Genomic DNA, 17,066 nt, shown 5'->3' with positions numbered 1-17,066 from the left:
ACCATGAATGATCAAGCGTTCAAAGTGTGGCGAGACAAACTGGTTTCATTGGATCGCTACGAGAACCCGGAAGATGCTCGTGAGTTCTCGGCGCTCGTGAGCAGTGTCCGCGACGAACTCGATGCAAAAACCATTGATGTACTGCTGTCGACCTTTTGCGATGACGACGACTACGGTGTGCAAGAGCGCGTGTTGGGTGTTCTTGATCATGCTGAAGCGGGCGTTTTTGCTGAAAGGCTTGCGGTGAACTTCTCAACGTTGCAAAGCCAGGCAAGTGGCAAGGAATGGCCTCTTATTCTGATCGGTCGTGTCGTTAACTCGGATAACGCAGAGAAGATCAAGGCGATTGTCGGGGCCGCGAAGAAATCCCCGGGTCTTGACGCCTTTATTCGAAGTGATGAGTTCCTGGATGAGTATCCGGAGATCGAAAGTTACTTCGCCTGATGTGACTCAAGGCTCAGGGCCGGCATGCAGAGGATAAAGGGGGGATAAAGGGGACGGATTTATTTTTGCCAACATCTATCAGAACCTGGATGACGAGACGCTGTTGAACTGGTGGCTCGAAGTCTGACGACCCTGAACCCACAATCGAATGGAATCGGATCAACAAATAAGGAGTGGCTGTGAGCGAACATGAGCGGGTTTATCCCAGCGCCGCGCAGAACGCGGTCTGTGAAAAATACGGGATGTCTGTGCTTCCTCCTGAGGAAATGGTCGCTATCGCCATCGAGTCGCTAGGGAACACACCCATTTATGGCACACGCGTTCGTTTGCCGGATGGGGGGAATGTCAGCTGGTTCATCCACGGCGGCACGCATTCCGCGGCGATTGATTTTTACCAGCCGGTTTGTATTGAACACTTGCCCGAAATGCTTCCGCTGGTGATGAAATATCTGTGCTTACCCACGGGTGCAAAATTCATCATCGATACCCAAGGGTACGAAGACGTGTGGATGGCTGAGTAACCTGGTCAAAGGAGTGAGAGCATGAAAGACGCAATTCGCTTGGGCGACTCCACCACCCACGGTGGCAAAGTCCTCGAAGCCTTCTCCCGGACCGACCTCAACGGCAAGCCGATTGCCGGGCTCGGTCACAAGGTCAGTTGCCCGTTGTGCAAAGGGATTTTTCCGATTGCCGAGGGCAGCAGCACCTACACCGTCGATGGCGTGCCCATCGCGCTGGACGGCATGAAAACTGCGTGTGGGGCGGCGCTTATTGCCAGCGGCCCGAAAGGCGCGGTGGTCAGCTGAGTCCTGTAGTCAGACAGACCTAAGCTAATGCAAAAAAGATATTTGTTCGGTGTTTTTAATATCGTTTAGTTTTGTTTCATAGACGAATCAAAAGCATCAAACCGATAGACCTCCCGATTGCCATGACGGCACACGCTGAATCGATCACGGACTCTTCAGGTTTGATTCACACGGGAGTGAATCATGCCGCACACCTCAGACATCACCGCATTACCCATCCTCGACCTGTCCCTGCTCGACGGTACGCCGTCGCAACGCCAGGCCTTTCTCGATGACTTGCGCCATGCCGCCCGCGATGTGGGCTTTTTCTACCTGACCGGCCATGGCATCGACGCCAGCCTGCTCAAACAAGTGCAGGATTATGCCCGCCAGTTCTTCGCCTTGCCTGACAGCGAGAAAACCGCCGTCGGCATGATCAATTCGCCGCACTTTCGCGGCTACAACCGCGCCGCTTCCGAGATCACTCGAGGGCAGCCTGATCAACGTGAACAGTTCGATCTGGGCGCCGAGCGCGACGCCTTGCCGTTGAACGCCGACAGTCCGTTGTGGGCGCGGCTGCAAGGGCCGAATCAATGGCCGGAAGCGTTGCCGCAGCTCAAGCCGCTGCTGCTCGACTGGCAGCAGGCGATGACTCAAATGTCGCTGCGTCTGCTGCGCGCATTCGCTCAGGCGCTTTCCTTGCCGGAAGACGCTTTTGACCGGTTGTACGGCGACAAACCCAACGAACACATCAAGCTGATGCGCTATCCGGGGCAAGCCTCGACCACGAGCAATCAGGGCGTCGGCGCGCACAAGGATTCGGGTTTTCTCAGCTTCCTGCTGCAAGACCAGCAGGCCGGCCTGCAAGTGGAAATCGAAGAGGGGCGCTGGATCGATGCGCTGCCTCGGGACAACACCTTGGTGGTGAACATCGGCGAGTTGCTGGAGCTGGCCACCAACGGTTACCTGCGCGCCACGGTGCATCGGGTGGTGTCGCCACCGGTGGGCAGCGAGCGATTGTCCATCGCGTTTTTCCTCGGCGCGCAACTGGATGCAGTGGTGCCGCTTTATCCGTTGCCGACGGCGCTGTTGCGTGAGGCGCGCGGCCCGGCCAGTGATCCGCTCAATCCGTTGTTCCGCGATGTCGGCTGGAATTATCTGAAGGGCCGACTGCGCTCCCATCCCGATGTCGCGCAGCGCTTTTACGCCGATGCGTCGAATACCCAGACACCGCTTCGCAGGACCGCCAACGCCTGATCCATCACTCGCTTAAGGACTCTTCCCATGTTGAAAAAAGCAGGCTTGACCCTGGCCGTCCTCGGCGCGCTGGTGACTTCGTTCAGTGCTCAAGCGCTGGAACCATTGCGGGTTGCCGCCGACCCGGTGCCCCACGCGCAGATTCTGACGTACATCCAGAAGCTCGATCCGCAGCTCAATCTCAAGGTGATCGAAATCCCGCAGGGCGTGAACTCCAACGAGCTGCTGGTGCACGGCGATGTGGACGCCAACTACTTCCAGCATCTGCCGTACCTGCAATCCCAGGAAAAGGCCCTCGGCGAAAAACTCGCGGTGGCCGCCACGGTGCACATCGAACCGCTGGGAATTTATTCCCATCGCCACAAAACCTTCGCCCAGGTGCCGGACAAAGGCACGGTCGCCGTACCGAACAACGTCACCAACCTGAGCCGCGCGCTGTACCTGTTGCAGGACAACGGCCTGATCAAGCTCAAGCCCGGTTTCAATGACCCGGCGGCCGATCAGGCGACGCCCAAGGACATCGCCGAAAACCCTAAACACCTGAAGATCCTCGAAATCGAATCGCCGCAATTGCCACGTGCGCTGGACGATGTGGACCTGGCGGTGATCAACGGCAACTACGCGCTGGAAGCCGGGTTGGTGCCGGCCAAGGATGCGCTCGGTCTGGAGAAGGCCGAACACAACCCGTACGCCAACATTCTGGTGACCACGCCGAAACTGGAAAACGATCCGCGCATTCAGCAACTGGCCAAGGACCTGACCTCGCCGCAAGTCGCCAAATACATCGCCGAGAACTTCAAGGGTTCGGTGATCCCGGTGGCGGATGCCAAGCCATGATCGTCGTCGAGCAGTTGAGCAAGACCTATCCGTCAGCGTCGACCCCGGCGCTGGACCAAGTGTCGCTGAGCATTCCCGATGGCGCGATCTACGGAATTCTCGGGCGCAGCGGCGCGGGTAAATCGACGCTGCTGCGTTGCCTCAATCTGCTCGAACGCCCGGATGCCGGGCGGATTCTGCTGGACGGCGAAGACCTCACGGCGCTGTCCGATAGCGAACTGCGCCGCCAGCGTCAGCGCATCGGCATGATCTTCCAGGGCTTCAACCTGCTGCATTCGCGCAACGTGTTCGACAACGTCGCGGTGCCGCTGGAAATCGCCAAAGTCGCCAAATCACAGCGCCATGAACGGGTTCGGGAGTTGCTGGATCTGGTGGGCCTGGGCGACAAGGCCGAAGCGTTTCCATCGCAACTGTCTGGCGGTCAGAAGCAGCGGGTGGGCATCGCTCGGGCCCTGGCGGCTCGGCCGGCGTATCTGCTGTCGGACGAAGCCACCAGCGCCCTCGACCCGGAAACCACCGCATCGATTCTGGAGCTGTTGCGCGATATCAACCGCCAGCTCGGTTTGACCATCGTGCTGATCACCCACGAACTGGACGTGGTCAAGTCGATCTGCGATCACGCCGCGTCCATGGCCAACGGAAAACTGGTGGAGGCGGGGCCGGTGGCCCGATTGCTGGCCGATCCGCAGTCCGCGCTCGGCGCTTCACTGCGACCCAGTTGCGGCTTGCCGCTGGGGCACGATGCGCCCGGTTTGAGTTTTCTGCGGCAATACGGCGTACGGGCGGCCCACTCATGAACCGCGTGATCGACTGGAATGAAATCCTGCAACTGGTGCTCAACGCCACCGGCGAAACCCTGTACATGGTGCTGCTCGCCGGGTTGTTCACCCTGCTGATCGGCCTGCCGCTGGGGGTGTTGCTGTTCATCAGCCGGCGTCAGGGCCTGTACCCGTTGCCGAGGCTCAATCAAGCCTTGGGGGCGATCATCAATCTGGGGCGTTCGCTGCCGTTCGTGGTGATGCTGATTGCCCTGATCCCGCTGACCCGGCTGGTGGTCGGCACCACGCTGGGCAGCACCGCCGCCGTGGTGCCGATCACCATCGGCGCCTTCCCGTTTTTTGCGCGGATCGTCGAGAACGCCCTGGATGAAGTCGAAAAGGGCCGGATCGAAGCGATCCTCGCCATGGGCGGTGACATCCGCCACGTGATTTTCAAAGTGCTGTTGCCCGAAGCGCTGCCGGCCCTGCTGGCGGGCATCACCCTGACGCTGGTGATGCTGATCGGTTTTTCCTCCATGGCCGGGGTCATCGGCGGTGGCGGACTGGGCGATCTGGCGATCCGCTACGGTTATCAACGGTTCAACAATGAAGTGATGGTCGCCACCGTCGTGGTGTTGGTCATCCTCGTCCAGGGCGTGCAAAGCCTGGGCGATCGACTGGTGCGTTCGCTGGCTCATCGACGTTAAGGAATTTTATGGGTGCGCCTGTCGCCGTGGTCTCCGAACCACTGATTCGTGTACGTGAACTGAGCAAGACCTTTGGCTCGAACCGGGCGCTGGACCGGGTCAGCCTGGATATTTTTCCTGCCGAAGTGGTGGCGCTGCTCGGCGCCAACGGTGCGGGCAAATCGACGCTGGTGAAGATCCTCGCCGGCAGCCAGACCCACGAGGGCGGCGAGATCTGGATCGATGGCCAGCCCCGGCATTTCAGTTCGCCGCTGTCGGCGCGTCGTTTCGGCATCGTCGCGGTCCATCAGCAGATCAATGAAGGCATCGCGCCCGGATTGAGCGTGGCGGAAAACCTGCTGCTCGACGAACTGTGCCGCCCCGACGCCGACTTCTGGCTCAATCGCAAACGCCTGCTGGAGCGCGCCGCGAGCATCGCCGCCGGCCTCGGTCTGGTGCTGCCGCTGGAGCAACCGATCGAACACCTCGGCCAGGCCGAACGACAACTGGTGGTGCTGGCTCGCGCCTTCGCCCTGCAACCGCGACTGCTGATTCTCGACGAGCCGACGGCGGCCCTGTCGGATGCCGAAGCGCAGCGTCTGTTCGGGTTGATCGACACCTTGCGCAGCCGTGGCGTGGCGATTTTGTACATCTCTCATCGGCTGTCCGATCTGCAACGTGTGGCCGACCGCGCCGTGGTGTTGCGTGACGGGCAACTGGCCGGTGAGTTCAGTGCCCGGCAATTGCCAGAGGCGTTGGAAGCGATGCTTGGTCAGGCGCTGGAAGCCCACGTCTACACACCGCGAGCGGCGGGGCGCGAAGTGCTGAAACTGCGCGGCGTGAAAATCCTGCCGCGCACCCAGGCTTTCGATCTGACCCTGCACGAAAACGAAGTGGTGGTGCTGACCGGCTTGCTCGGCGCCGGCAAAAGCGAAATCGCCGAAGTGCTGTTCGGGCTGCGCAAGCCGTTGTCCGGCTCACTGCAACTGGATGGAGCCAACTGGCAACCGGGCTCGCCCCGGCAGGCGATCCAGAGTGGTGTGTTTTTCGCCGCCGAAGATCGCGCGAGCCAATCGTTGGTGCCGGATTTTTCATTGCGTCGAACTCTGACCTTGCCGTTCCTCGAACGCTTCACCCGTGGTGGTTTCATCCGCAACCGTGCCGAAGCAGCGGCGGTCGAGGCGCAAGTCTCGGCGCTGGGAATCAAGACCGCCGGCATCGATGTGCCGATGAGCGCGTTGTCCGGCGGTAATCAGCAGAAAGTCGTGCTCGGTCGCTGGCTGCTCGGCGAGGGCAGGGTGCTGATCCTCGACGAGCCATTTCAGGGCGTCGATGTGCGTGCCCGGCGCGAGATCGGCCAACTGCTGCGCGACAGCGCCGCTGGCCGCGCCACGCTGGTGATCTGCTCGGACGTCGATGAAGCGCTGGAGATCGCCGACCGGATTCTGCTGGTGCGCGATCACGCGGTGGTGGCCGAGTACCCGCGTGCCGGGCTGGATCGCGCCACCCTGGTCGCGGCGCTGGCCGGCAGCGATCCGCAAAATTCTTTTGTTCAAGCCGCGCCAAGGAGTAGAGCGAGTGCCTGATTCGAGTTCCCTGTTGTCATCCACCCCGGCGTCGTCCGAGCGCTTCGTGCAAGCGCTGATCCGCTACGGCCTGCTGTGGGTGCTGGCGTTGATCGTGGTGTTTTTCAGTGTCGCGGAACCGGCGTTCCTGCGCGTCGGCAACCTGTTCAGCATTCTGCAGTCGGTGTCGATTGTCGCGCTGCTGGCATTGGGCGTGACGCTGACCATGGCCGTGGGCGGGCTGGACTTGTCGATCGGCGCGGTGGCGGCCATGAGCCTGATGATCGCCAGTTACGTGATGGTGGTACTCGGTTGGGGCGCGGTGCCGGCGGTGCTGATCAGCCTCGCGGGCGGCGCGCTGGTCGGGCTGCTCAACGGCTGGCTGATCGTGAAGATGCGCGTGCCGGACATTCTCGCGACGCTCGGCAGCATGTTCCTGGTGATCGGCGTGCAACTGATTCCCACGGGCGGGCGCTCGATTGCGGTGGGCATGACCCTGCCCAACGGCGACGAAGCCGAGGGTTCGTTCAGTGCACTGTTTCTGGCGCTGGGCCGTGGACGGTTGTGGGACATCGTGCCGGTTCCGGTGTTGATCACGGCGGTGGTTGCGGTGGCGGTGTGGCTGTTTCTTGAACGCACGCGCATTGGCCGGTTGTTCTATGCGATTGGTGGCAACGAGCAGGCGGCGCGTCTGGCCGGTGCGCCGGTGCAGCGCTTCAAGTTGCTGGCTTATGTGTTGTCGGCGTTGTTGGCATCGCTGGGCGGATTGTTGTTGGCGGCGCGGTTGGGGCGCGGTGATGTCAGCTCCGGCAACGGTCTGGTGCTCGATGCGCTGGGCGCTGCGCTGATCGGTTTTGCCGTGCTCGGGGCGAAGAAGCCCAACGCGTTCGGCACGCTGGTCGGCGCGTTGCTGGTGGCTTCGTTGCTCAACGGCCTGACCATGCTCAACGCGCCGTATTACGCGCAGGATTTCGTCAAGGGACTGGTGCTGGTGCTGGCCCTGATGTTCACCTTCGGCCTCGCGCATCGGGCGCGCTGAGCCGGTTCATTGATGCTTCAAGGAAAGATCCATGCACGGTTCAATCAAACAGTTCGCACGTCATTGCCTCGCCGGGGCGTTGCTCTCGGCGCTAGCCCTCAATGCGCAGGCCAAGGCCTTGCCCGGCGCACCGGCGCCGTTCGATAAAGGTCAGGTTCAAATCGCGCTGGTGGGCTATCTGTTTTCCGGGGATTTCCCTGAAGCTTATCTGCGCGGCGTGGAGAAACAGACCGAAGCGCTGGGCGCCAACCTGCGGGTGTTCGACGCGCGGCAGCAGGCGGCGAGTCAGGGTGAAATGATCGATCAGGCCGCCGACCTCGGCGTCGACGGCATCATCGTGCAACTGGGGCTGGCGGAAACCCTCAAAGGCCCGATCGACCGGGCGCTCGCCAAAGGCATCAAGGTCGTAGCATTCGACGTCGACCTGAACACGCCGCAAGTGACCCAGGTCGAGCAGGATCACCACGCACTGGCGCGGCTGGCACTCGATCAAGCGGTCAAGGACAACGGCACCCGCTTCGACGCCGGGTACGTCTACATCAGCGGCTTCACGCCGATGGAGCGCCGCGACGAGATCTGGAGCCAGGTCAAGGCGAGCAATCCGGGGATCATCGAAAAGGCGCGCTTCGGCACGCTCAATCCGCCGATTGCCAACTCGGTGGCCGATCAGGCCAGCGCCGTGCTGCGGGCCAATCCGGGGATCAGCGTGATCTTCGCGCCGTTCGACGAGTTCGCCAAAGGCGCGAAAATCGCCGTGGACGAGGCCGGTCTGAGCCGCAAGGTGAAGATCTACAGCGCCGACATTTCCACCGCCGACATCCAGATCATGAAAGAGCCGGACAGCGCCTGGGCCGCCACCGCTGCGGTCAATCCGCAAGTGGCCGGCGCGATCAGCGTGCGCAGTCTGGCGATGCTGATTGCCGGGGAAAATCCGGGGCACAAGGTACTGGTGCCGCCGACCCTGATCACCCGTCAGCAACTGCTGGATCTGGACGTGAAAAACGTACGGGACCTGGGGCAAAAACTGCCGGCCTTCGGTGACACCGCGAATGTCGCGCGGGCACCGTGGATTCCCGTGGCGAACTGAGGAGCCGACATGCACGACAAGGCTGCGCGCCTGCGCAAGAGCCGTTCGCCGAAAGCCGATGTGGCGCTGGGCGAACGGCTGCCGCCGGGGCAGGTGCTGACGGAGCGTTTCCCGATCCTGCACGAAGGCGAGGTGCCGGCGTATGACCTGGCGACGTGGTCGCTGCGCCTGTTCGGCACCTTGGCCAACCCGGTCGAGTTGACCTACGCCGATCTGCAAGCGCTGCCGCAACGCTCGTTGCAATGCGACATTCATTGCGTGACACGCTGGTCGAAGTTCGACACCCGCTGGAGCGGCGTGCACCTGCAAGACCTGTTGCAGGCCCTGGACATCCGGCCGACATCGTCCTTCGTCATGGCCCACGCCGATCACGATTACCAGACCAACCTGCGTCTCGATGACCTGCTGCACCCGGACAGCCTGCTGGCCACCCATTACGACGGTCAGCCGCTGACCGCGCAACATGGCTGGCCACTGCGGCTGGTGGTGGCGGGGCGGTACTTCTGGAAGAGCGCGAAATGGCTGCGCGGGCTCGAATTCACCGATCAGGAGCAACCGGGCTTTTGGGAGCGCAACGGCTTTCATTTGCACGCCGATCCGTTCATTGAACAGCGCTTCAGCGGCGATGCGCTGGACATTGCCGAAGATGCCTGGCGGGAAAAGGACTTCGACTGACGGCATCTAACTTCGCACCGAAAAAACACAGATTAATAACGCTCTCTACAACAACGTGGAGTGCGTTTTTGTGCGTGATTAGTTGTTGGTTAGTTGGGTGTTCATGTTGTTGCGCAAACACAAGTGTTGCTCAGGAAACACTCCATTCGTCGGGCATAACCTAAGCGTTATTGGTTCTTTTGCGGCAGGCGAGCGCTCGTCTAGCATCGGTAATCAGGGGGTTCTACTAACTTTGGGGTTCTTGCGCTCTAACAGCCGATAGTTGTCCAACACACTTGGCTGCCTTTCTGAATATCAAAACTACAGCAGAAATTGCCGTGCACCGATTGCCGACACTTCATGATTCGGCAGCGGCCGGTTATTAACTGCGATTCAAGGAGCTGTCGCATGATTCACCGTTCGCGTTCATTACTCGCCATCGCTGTTGTCAGTGCAATCTGGCAACTTCCTGCGCAAGCCGAAGAGACTTCCGCGCGCGTCGACGATGACACACGGCTGGGTACCGTGCTGGTCACCGGCACCCGGGGCACCGCACGCACGGTGCTGGATTCGCCGGTGCCGGTGGATGTGCTGACCGCCGAGGACCTGAAGACCGCCGGCGCCAGTGGCGGCGAGCTGGGCCAGGCGTTGCAGACACTGTTGCCGTCGTTCAGTTTTCCGCGCCAGTCCAACTCCGGCGGCGCCGACCATGTGCGCGCCGCACAGCTGCGCGGCATGAGCCCGGATCAGGTGCTGGTGCTGGTCAACGGCAAGCGCCGCCACACCTCGGCAGTGGTCAACGACTCGTCGAAAATCGGTCGCGGCACGGCGCCGGTGGACTTCAACTCGATCCCGATCAGCGCGATCAAACGCATCGAAGTGCTGCGTGACGGCGCTGGCGCGCAGTACGGCTCCGACGCGATTGCCGGGGTGATCAACATCATCCTCGACGACGCACCCGAGGGCGGCGAAGTCTCCACCAGCTACGGCGCCTATCACACCCACCAGGACGCCATCGGCAAAACCACCACCGACGGCCAGAACAGCGTGACCACCGCCAAGATCGGCACGCGGCTGGGCGAGGAGGGCGGCTTCATTCGCGGCGGCACCGAGTACAAGGATCGCAACCCGACCAACCGCGCCGGCTACGACGGTTTCGCCGACACCCCGGGCCAGCGCAACTATGTGATGGGCGACGGTGTGGCGCGGGACGTCAACGCCTGGTTCAACGGCGAATTGCCGCTGGCCGGCGGCAAGGCCTACAGCTTCGGCACCTACAACGAACGCCACACCACCGGCGCCGAGTTCTACCGCTACCCGTCCGAGCAGCCGCAGTTCTACCCCAACGGCTATCTGCCGCAATCGCTGGGCGACAACACCGACATCTCCGCCACCGCCGGTTACAAAGGTCTGATCGGCGACGACTGGGATTTCGACAGCAGCGTCACCCACGGTCGCAACCGCTTCGAATCGGCAACCCGTCGCACCCTCAACGTCAGCCTCGGCGCAGACTCGCCGACCCGCTTCGACACTGGCGACTACGAGTTGCGCCAGACCACCACCAACCTGGATTTCAGCCGCGAATTGCGCCTTGGCGGCCGCTCGTTCGTGCTGGCGGTGGGCGGTGAATATCGCTACGAAAACTACCTGACATTTGCCGGGGACGAAGCCTCTTACATCGGCTCCGGGGCCGATGGCGCCAACGGCCTGCGCCCGAGTGAAGAGTCGGATCTGGATCGCAACGTGTTCGGCACCTACGCCGAATTGTCCGGTGATCTCACCGATCGCTTCTTCGTCGATGCCGCCACGCGCTGGGAACATTACGATGACGCCGGCAGCAAACTCACCGGCAAGCTCAGCGGTCGCTACAAGCTGACCGATCAATGGGCGTTGCGCGGTGCGGTGTCGAACAACTTCCGCGCGCCGTCGCTGGCCCAGAGTGGCTTCCAGAACACCACCAGCAACTTCGGCGACGGCGGCACGCTCACCGATATCCGCGTGCTGTCAGTCAACGATCCGATTGCCCGTGCCCTGGGCGCAGAAAAACTCGATCCGGAAACCTCGAAGAACTTCAGCCTCGGCCTGACGTTCCAGTTGAACGAGCGCTTCGATGCGTCGCTCGACGTGTTCCGCATTGACGTCAAAGACCGCATCACCCTGTCCCAGCGAATCGGCAGCGACGCGCTGGAAAGCTACATCAACGACAACTTCGGCGTGCCGGGCGTCCACGACGTCAACTTCTTCACCAACGCCGCCGACACCAGCACCGACGGCGCCGAACTGGTGCTCAACTACCATCAGCCGTTCTACGACGGGCAACTGGGACTGACCACCGCGTACACCTACAACCACACCAAGGTCACCAGCACCAAGGGCACGCCGTCGCAACTGACAGCGCTGGGCATCGGCAATGACGCGCTGGTCGGCGTCGAGGAACGCAACACCCTGACCGATGCTGCGCCCAAGGATCGCTTCGTGTTTTCCGCCAACTGGACCAGCGAACACTGGGGCCTGCTCGGGCGTCTGACCCGTCAGGGCGAGACCACTCGGGTGTTCGATTTCGGCGACTCGCAGCCGGAGCAAACCTATGGCGCGGTGTGGCAGCTGGACGCCGAGGTGACCTACAAATTCACCCCGAAATTCAGTATCGCCCTGGGCGGCAACAACCTGACCGACAACTACCCGGAACGCTCCGGCTCGGCCATCAACTACGGCGGTAACCTGCCGTACGACGTGCTGTCGCCGATCGGCACCAACGGCGCTTATTACTACGCCACCGCCACTTACGGCTTCTGAGTCTTTTCCGCCATGGATGGCGGATCATCAGCGGGAACCTTCATGACTCAAACCAATGGCCCCAAGCGGCACCTGCCGGTGTTCCAGGCATTGCTGATCACGCTGGGCATGGTCATCACCACCGATATTCTCAAAACCGCGCCGACCGTAGCCTTGAACGTCGGGCCGGAACATTTCTATTGGGTCTGGGTGCTCGGCGGACTGGCGTCGATGGCCGGGGCCTTGTGCTTTGCCGAGATGGCCACCGCGTTCCCGCATCCGGGCGGTGACTATCATTTCCTGCGCACCGCTTACGGCGAGCGTATGGGTTTCCTGTTTGCCTGGTCGCGGTTCTCGGTGATGCACACCGGGTGGATCGCGTTGTCGGCGTTCATGTTTGCCGATTACTTCAACGCGGTCGTGCCGTTGGGGCATTACGGATCGGGGGTGTTTGCCGGTGCGATCATTGCAGCGTTGGTGCTGCTGAATCTGACGGGCAAGCACATTGGTTTCATGACTCAGACGGTGCTGGTCGGGCTGCTTGCTCTCGGGTTCCTGAGCATTGCCAGCGCCGGAGTCTGGCTGGCGTGGCAAGGGATCGAACCGACGCTGCCCAGTGATCCGGTGGTGCCCGAACACACCGGCGCGGCAGGGTTTTCTGCGGCGATGATCTTTGTGTTTCTGGCCTTCGGCGGCTGGAGCGATGCAGCGACATTGTCCGCCGAAGTGCGCGATGGTCGACGCGGGATCTTCATCGCCATGCTCGGTGCGCTGACGGTGTTGATGGCGATCTATCTGGCGCTGAACTGGGCGTTCGTCCAAGGGCTGGGATTCGAAGGTCTGGCGGCGAGCAATGCGCCGGCGGTGGAATTGTTGAACCGCGCCTTCGGTGCCCCGGGCGTGCTGCTGATCCTGCTGATGGTCGGCATCGCGGCCATCGCCACTATCAACTCGACCTTGCTGGTCGGCGCCCGCACCACCTACGCCGCCGCCCTCGATGTGGCGCAATTGCGCCGCTTCGGCGAATGGGACGAGCGTGACGGTGTACCGCGAAAGGCATTGCTGGCGGAGGGGGCGGTGGCGTTGTTGCTGGTGTTGTTTGGCAGTTTTACCCAGAGTGGCTTCAACACCATGGTTGAGTATCTGACGCCGGTGTATTGGTTGTTTCTGAGTTTGAGCAGCCTGGCGTTGATTATTCTGCGCAGGCATTTCCCCGAGGTGACTCGGCCGGTGAGGGTGCCGCTTTATCCGGTTTTGCCGCTGCTGTTTTTTGTGTTGTGCGTTTACATGCTGTATTCCAGCGTGACGGTGGTGGGGTTGGGGGCGTTTCTGGGGATCGGGGTTTTGATGGTTGGCGCGTTGTTGCTGGCCGGGTTGAGCCGCCTGGTGTCGACACCTCGGCAGGCTCTGCAACGGAGGGTAGATTAGAAGGACACCACCGCCGGCTGCGACAACCGCAGCACCGACAAATCCCCCGTAATCCGCTTGTAAGCCAAACGAATCGCCTCAATGTCACTCTCACGTTTCGGCCCGCTTTCGTGCAGGATCACAATCACCTTGGTCGCCAGTCGCTCGGGCACTTTCGCGTCGTGGTCCTTCCACTGCCCATACGCATCGAACACGCTGAACCCGTCCGGGAACCGCGTCGTTACTTCCTGATCGAGAAACTCGCGCCAGCGCGCCGGGCTCACCACACCTTCCTTGCCTTCCAGCGGCCCCACCGAGAAGTACAACTCGGTGCGCACCCACTGCGCCTGCGCCGGTCGCGTGGCATCGCCTTGCAGTGTGGAACTTGCGGGATCTTTGGTATGCACGGAAACCGGAGGAGGGCTGGCACACCCGGCGACCGCCAGGAACAGTGCTGCCAATAGAAAACGTTGCGGCATGGAACTTCCTTATTGTTAAGAACTGTCCCGAATTATAGAGGTGACGGTTAATAGCAATAAAAGATTAAAAAGTGGATCGTCGCTGAACTAATGGAATAAGCAAATACAGTGAAAATAATGCGCGCTGGTTAGAACGATTATTTCTTTAAGTTATTTGCTTGGAGTTGGATCGCATATCCATGACGTTCAAAAAACTGCTCCTGCATTTGCCGGATCTGTCATGGCGTCTACTCTGCTGCTGCAACGGTTCAAGTCGCACGGAACGCTGCACTTGAAGCGTTTGAACAGCACTTTTTGCTGCTCGATGGACAGCTTGTTGCGGATTTTTCAATCCTTAGAATCCGCTCCATCAAATTCTCATCCAGTTCTTAAATCCTCAGGGAGCTTCACCATGATGAACGCCATGCAGATGCAAATGCCGATGAACGCCAACATGCCGATGATGCCGATGACGGGCATGCCGATGATGATGGCGACCATGAGCTGCGACATGATGGACGACGGCATGATGTGCAAGATGATGCCGGCCGCTGGCATGGACATGACCATGTTCAAGAACAGCGCTGAAATGATGCAGATGATGATGGACTGCGGCATGCCGATGATGATGCATTGCGGCAACATGAGCATGATGTGCATGTCCCCGGCGGCCATGGCCATGCCGATGATGAACATGATGATGCCGATGCCGATGATGGGCATGCCGATGCCATCGATGAAGTGCGTGATGGAATGCACCATGATGGCCGACTGCATGATGTGCAAAATCATGCCGATGCCGGGCATGAACATGGACATGATGAAGAACTGCTGCGCCCTGATGATGAAAATGATGAACGACTGCAGCATGCCGATGATGATGAGCTGCAACGGCATGCCGATGATGTGCTGCACCTGCTAAGTCTTCAGGCATGAAAAAGCCCGACCGGGAAATTCCCGGTCGGGCTTTTTGTTGTCTGTCTGTCAGTCCAGGCGTTCGGGGTAGGTCACCACCAGATACGCCACCGCTTCACTGTCGGCGGGGTTGCGGTATCGATGGGGCTGGTCGGCGTAAAACAGGATCGAGTCGCCCGTCGACAGCAGATAGCGCTCGTCGTTGACACTGATCTCCAGCACGCCCTGGGCCACCACCAGATTTTCCTGCACGCCCGGGCCGTGGCCCTCGGATTGATCTTCGCCCAGCGGGCTCAGGCGCAGTTCATAGAATTCCGACTGGCGCGCCACATCAAAGGGAAACAGCGCTCGGCTGACAAAGGCACCACTGGCGCTGACCAGCCGCTTGCTCTGGCTCGCCGACAACACGGCCACGCCTTCAAACGCGCGGTGCTCCAGAAACGCTGCCACCGACACCTTCAAACCCTTGGCGATTTTGCACAGCACCTTGATCGACGGCACGCTGCGCCCGGACTCGATCTGCGCCAGCATCGCCCGGCTCACGCCACACTGGCGGGCGAGGGCATCGAGCGACAGGTGCCGCTTGCCGCGCAGGCGTTGCAGGTTCTGCGCGACGCGTTCACAGATCGGGTCTTCTTCCAGGGAATCGAGGTTGTTCAGGTCCAGCACAGGTTCATCGGCGCTCGCCAGAAAGCGCGAGGGTTCACGCGCGTTCACGCTTGACGCGTCTCGCCGGAACGAGCGGCCTGCACCCACTGGTAAGCCTGATAACCGGCATTGCGCGCATACATTTCCCACATCAGCCGGGCCTGTTGCTGGGCGTGGCGGCGTTTGCGGTAGACGGCGAAGTCGATCAGGTTGTCAGTCGGTTTCATGGCGCACTTCACTGTGTTCAATGACGGGATGAGGTGAGAGTACGCCGAGATTTTTATAACGATAAACACTGATTGTTTATTTATTAATTCAATTGAGTTCTATATGAAATGATTGGCGCGCCGATGGCAACCGGCGCGCCGATCCTTCATTTGCTGGCGTTCAGCACAATCCTGTACCGCGCCTTGCCGCTGCGCAGATGGTCGACTGCTTCATTAACCTTGCTCATCGGAAATTCCTCCACCTGCGGCAGGATCTGATGCCGCGCGCAGAACTCCAGCATGGTCGCTGCCGTGGCGGGCGAGCCGACTGGGGAGGCTGACAGGGACTTTTGTTGAGGGATGAGATTGAACACATGCACCGGAATCGCGTCGGGCACGATGCCGACGAAGTGCAGCCGGCCCTTGCCGCGAAGGGTGGCGAGCATGGCCGTCCAGTCGAGGTTGGCGTTGGCGGTGATCAGCAGAAAGTCGAGGGTGCCGGCAATTGCTTTCAGCGCCTCGCTGTCGGTGGAGGCGACGACCTTGTGGGCGCCGAGGCGCTTGGCTTCTTCCTGTTTGCTCAGGGAAGAGGTGAAGGCCGTGACGTCGCAACCCCAGGCATTGAGAAACCGCAGCGCCAGGTGTCCGAGGCCGCCGATGCCCACCACGCCGACCCGGTCGGTCGGTTTGATGTCGAACTCCACCAGCGGATTGAAGACCGTGGAGCCGGCGCAGAACAGCGGGCCGGCGAGTGCCGGGTCGAGGTTGTCCGGGAGTTTCAGCGCCCAGGCCCAGTGCGTGCGCAGGCGATCGGCGAATCCGCCATGGCTGCCGATGATCGTCGGTTTGGCCGTAGCGCAAAGGTGATGGGAACCGCCGATGCAGGACGAGCAATGCATGCAACTGCCCTTATACCAGCCGATCCCCACACGCTGGCCGACTTCCAGGCCGCGCACCTGCGGGCCTGTGCGCACGATGCGGCCGACCACTTCATGGCCGGGAATGAACGGGTATTGGCTGATGCCCCAGTCGTTGTCGATCAGCGACTGGTCGGAGTGACAGACGCCGCAATATTCCACGGCGACTTCGACCTCCTCATCGCCCAGCGGGCCGGGGTCGTAACTGAAGTGCTCCAGCGGCGCGCCGGCCGAGGTGGCGGCCCAGCCGGTGAATGTCGTGGGTTCGGTGTTATTGCTCATGGGACACCTCCAGGTCTGGCGCTGCGGGCGCAGCCTGAAGAGTCTAGCGTGTCATCGAGCGGGCGCTAGCCAGGTGTTCAGCACGCGCCGGTCGAGTTCTTCCCAGTCCGCCATACCCAGCACTCGGGTGGTATTGAGGCCGCGCAAATAGCCGCGCAGTTGATTGGCCGCGGCCCGCACCGACTCCGAATTGTCCGCTGACTGGCCCAGCACGGTTTCGTATTCGACCAGGTATTCGGCCACCCGGTCGCGGAATTCGGGCAGGACGGCATCGCGGATCAGATCAAAGGTTCGCACGGGTAATCCTCATCTGTTTTCGTTGTGATTGAGTGTGCAGCAGTCTGCA

General features: G+C 61.1%; 19 protein-coding genes. 14 read left to right on the top strand and 5 right to left on the bottom strand.

Annotated features, from left to right (window positions below; all coding sequences use genetic code 11):
• Positions 1-3 precede the first annotated feature (3 nt).
• From CAF90_RS05800 to CAF90_RS05740, 13 genes are all read left to right on the top strand, one after another.
• The gene (locus CAF90_RS05800; RefSeq protein ID WP_085604750.1) at positions 4-444 is read left to right on the top strand and encodes a hypothetical protein; all 441 of its coding nucleotides are present in this window, start codon (positions 4-6) and stop codon (positions 442-444) included.
• A 242-nt stretch (positions 445-686) separates the two neighbouring features.
• A complete protein-coding gene (locus CAF90_RS05795; protein WP_085605178.1) occupies positions 687-965 on the top strand; it encodes a hypothetical protein in 279 nt (92 codons plus the stop codon).
• Positions 966-986: 21 nt separating this feature from the next.
• Positions 987-1,250, top strand: coding sequence for a PAAR domain-containing protein (locus CAF90_RS05790; protein WP_039771176.1), 264 nt, complete (start codon positions 987-989; stop codon positions 1,248-1,250).
• A 183-nt stretch (positions 1,251-1,433) separates the two neighbouring features.
• The gene (locus CAF90_RS05785; protein ID WP_085604747.1) at positions 1,434-2,486 is read left to right on the top strand and encodes an isopenicillin N synthase family oxygenase; all 1,053 of its coding nucleotides are present in this window, start codon (positions 1,434-1,436) and stop codon (positions 2,484-2,486) included.
• A 27-nt stretch (positions 2,487-2,513) separates the two neighbouring features.
• A complete protein-coding gene (locus CAF90_RS05780) occupies positions 2,514-3,323 on the top strand; it encodes a MetQ/NlpA family ABC transporter substrate-binding protein (protein WP_085604744.1) in 810 nt (269 codons plus the stop codon).
• Complete coding sequence (locus tag CAF90_RS05775; RefSeq protein WP_085604741.1) at positions 3,320-4,120, top strand: methionine ABC transporter ATP-binding protein; 801 nt, start codon at positions 3,320-3,322, stop codon at positions 4,118-4,120. The genes CAF90_RS05780 and CAF90_RS05775 overlap by 4 nt, the downstream gene beginning before the upstream one ends.
• On the top strand, positions 4,117-4,788 hold the full coding sequence (locus CAF90_RS05770; protein ID WP_007955507.1) for a methionine ABC transporter permease: 672 nt from the start codon (positions 4,117-4,119) through the stop codon (positions 4,786-4,788). The genes CAF90_RS05775 and CAF90_RS05770 overlap by 4 nt, the downstream gene beginning before the upstream one ends.
• A gap of 8 nt (positions 4,789-4,796) precedes the next feature.
• Complete coding sequence (locus tag CAF90_RS05765) at positions 4,797-6,353, top strand: sugar ABC transporter ATP-binding protein (protein WP_085604738.1); 1,557 nt, start codon at positions 4,797-4,799, stop codon at positions 6,351-6,353.
• Positions 6,346-7,371: an ABC transporter permease gene (locus tag CAF90_RS05760; RefSeq protein ID WP_085604735.1), complete on the top strand. Its 1,026-nt coding sequence runs from the start codon at positions 6,346-6,348 to the stop codon at positions 7,369-7,371. The genes CAF90_RS05765 and CAF90_RS05760 overlap by 8 nt, the downstream gene beginning before the upstream one ends.
• A 31-nt stretch (positions 7,372-7,402) precedes the next feature.
• Complete coding sequence (locus CAF90_RS05755) at positions 7,403-8,458, top strand: substrate-binding domain-containing protein (RefSeq protein WP_007955504.1); 1,056 nt, start codon at positions 7,403-7,405, stop codon at positions 8,456-8,458.
• A gap of 9 nt (positions 8,459-8,467) precedes the next feature.
• A complete protein-coding gene (locus CAF90_RS05750) occupies positions 8,468-9,133 on the top strand; it encodes a sulfite oxidase-like oxidoreductase (RefSeq protein ID WP_085604732.1) in 666 nt (221 codons plus the stop codon).
• Positions 9,134-9,520: 387 nt separating this feature from the next.
• A complete protein-coding gene (locus tag CAF90_RS05745) occupies positions 9,521-11,908 on the top strand; it encodes a TonB-dependent siderophore receptor (RefSeq protein WP_064381954.1) in 2,388 nt (795 codons plus the stop codon).
• 42 nt (positions 11,909-11,950) lie between these two features.
• Positions 11,951-13,315 (top strand): APC family permease, encoded by a 1,365-nt coding sequence (locus CAF90_RS05740; RefSeq protein ID WP_085604729.1) that lies wholly within the window; start codon positions 11,951-11,953, stop codon positions 13,313-13,315.
• Here CAF90_RS05740 and CAF90_RS05735 read toward each other — a convergent pair.
• On the bottom strand, positions 13,312-13,773 hold the full coding sequence (locus CAF90_RS05735) for a DUF3574 domain-containing protein (protein ID WP_085604726.1): 462 nt from the start codon (positions 13,771-13,773) through the stop codon (positions 13,312-13,314). The genes CAF90_RS05740 and CAF90_RS05735 overlap by 4 nt on opposite strands.
• A gap of 391 nt (positions 13,774-14,164) precedes the next feature.
• Here CAF90_RS05735 and CAF90_RS29670 point away from each other — a divergent pair, with 391 nt between their 5' ends.
• Positions 14,165-14,674, top strand: coding sequence for a hypothetical protein (locus CAF90_RS29670; protein ID WP_085604723.1), 510 nt, complete (start codon positions 14,165-14,167; stop codon positions 14,672-14,674).
• Positions 14,675-14,736: 62 nt separating this feature from the next.
• Here CAF90_RS29670 and CAF90_RS05725 read toward each other — a convergent pair whose 3' ends face one another.
• The 4 genes from CAF90_RS05725 to CAF90_RS05715 all read right to left on the bottom strand — a co-directional run bounded on the left by CAF90_RS05725 (position 14,737) and on the right by CAF90_RS05715 (position 17,017).
• On the bottom strand, positions 14,737-15,327 hold the full coding sequence (locus tag CAF90_RS05725; RefSeq protein WP_162130482.1) for a helix-turn-helix domain-containing protein: 591 nt from the start codon (positions 15,325-15,327) through the stop codon (positions 14,737-14,739).
• Between the two features lie 53 nt (positions 15,328-15,380).
• Positions 15,381-15,542 (bottom strand): hypothetical protein, encoded by a 162-nt coding sequence (locus CAF90_RS29530; RefSeq protein WP_166673434.1) that lies wholly within the window; start codon positions 15,540-15,542, stop codon positions 15,381-15,383.
• Between the two features lie 146 nt (positions 15,543-15,688).
• Positions 15,689-16,720 (bottom strand): NAD(P)-dependent alcohol dehydrogenase, encoded by a 1,032-nt coding sequence (locus CAF90_RS05720; RefSeq protein ID WP_085604719.1) that lies wholly within the window; start codon positions 16,718-16,720, stop codon positions 15,689-15,691.
• Between the two features lie 51 nt (positions 16,721-16,771).
• Complete coding sequence (locus tag CAF90_RS05715) at positions 16,772-17,017, bottom strand: hypothetical protein (RefSeq protein ID WP_085604716.1); 246 nt, start codon at positions 17,015-17,017, stop codon at positions 16,772-16,774.
• Between the last annotated feature and the right edge of the window lie 49 nt (positions 17,018-17,066).

The organism is Pseudomonas sp. B37(2017), from assembly GCF_002112885.1.
In the GTDB taxonomy this organism is placed as follows: Bacteria; Pseudomonadota; Gammaproteobacteria; order Pseudomonadales; family Pseudomonadaceae; genus Aquipseudomonas; species Aquipseudomonas paraglycinae.
The sequence above is the reverse complement of the archived record's forward strand: the minus strand, read 5'-3'. Positions and strand labels throughout refer to the sequence as shown.

Bases quoted from the DNA above. Each gene is read 5' to 3' on its own strand.
- CAF90_RS05800 (WP_085604750.1), top strand. From the start codon at position 4: ATGAATGATCAAGCGTTCAAAGTGTGGCGAGACAAACTGGTTTCATTG.
- CAF90_RS29670 (WP_085604723.1), top strand. From the start codon at position 14,165: ATGATGAACGCCATGCAGATGCAAATGCCGATGAACGCCAACATGCCG.
- CAF90_RS05755 (WP_007955504.1), top strand. From the start codon at position 7,403: ATGCACGGTTCAATCAAACAGTTCGCACGTCATTGCCTCGCCGGGGCG.
- CAF90_RS05795 (WP_085605178.1), top strand. From the start codon at position 687: ATGTCTGTGCTTCCTCCTGAGGAAATGGTCGCTATCGCCATCGAGTCG.
- CAF90_RS05780 (WP_085604744.1), top strand. From the start codon at position 2,514: ATGTTGAAAAAAGCAGGCTTGACCCTGGCCGTCCTCGGCGCGCTGGTG.
- CAF90_RS05770 (WP_007955507.1), top strand. From the start codon at position 4,117: ATGAACCGCGTGATCGACTGGAATGAAATCCTGCAACTGGTGCTCAAC.
- CAF90_RS05790 (WP_039771176.1), top strand. From the start codon at position 987: ATGAAAGACGCAATTCGCTTGGGCGACTCCACCACCCACGGTGGCAAA.
- CAF90_RS05775 (WP_085604741.1), top strand. From the start codon at position 3,320: ATGATCGTCGTCGAGCAGTTGAGCAAGACCTATCCGTCAGCGTCGACC.
- CAF90_RS29530 (WP_166673434.1), bottom strand. From the start codon at position 15,542: ATGAAACCGACTGACAACCTGATCGACTTCGCCGTCTACCGCAAACGC.
- CAF90_RS05740 (WP_085604729.1), top strand. From the start codon at position 11,951: ATGACTCAAACCAATGGCCCCAAGCGGCACCTGCCGGTGTTCCAGGCA.
- CAF90_RS05750 (WP_085604732.1), top strand. From the start codon at position 8,468: ATGCACGACAAGGCTGCGCGCCTGCGCAAGAGCCGTTCGCCGAAAGCC.
- CAF90_RS05765 (WP_085604738.1), top strand. From the start codon at position 4,797: ATGGGTGCGCCTGTCGCCGTGGTCTCCGAACCACTGATTCGTGTACGT.
- CAF90_RS05785 (WP_085604747.1), top strand. From the start codon at position 1,434: ATGCCGCACACCTCAGACATCACCGCATTACCCATCCTCGACCTGTCC.
- CAF90_RS05735 (WP_085604726.1), bottom strand. From the start codon at position 13,773: ATGCCGCAACGTTTTCTATTGGCAGCACTGTTCCTGGCGGTCGCCGGG.
- CAF90_RS05720 (WP_085604719.1), bottom strand. From the start codon at position 16,720: ATGAGCAATAACACCGAACCCACGACATTCACCGGCTGGGCCGCCACC.
- CAF90_RS05745 (WP_064381954.1), top strand. From the start codon at position 9,521: ATGATTCACCGTTCGCGTTCATTACTCGCCATCGCTGTTGTCAGTGCA.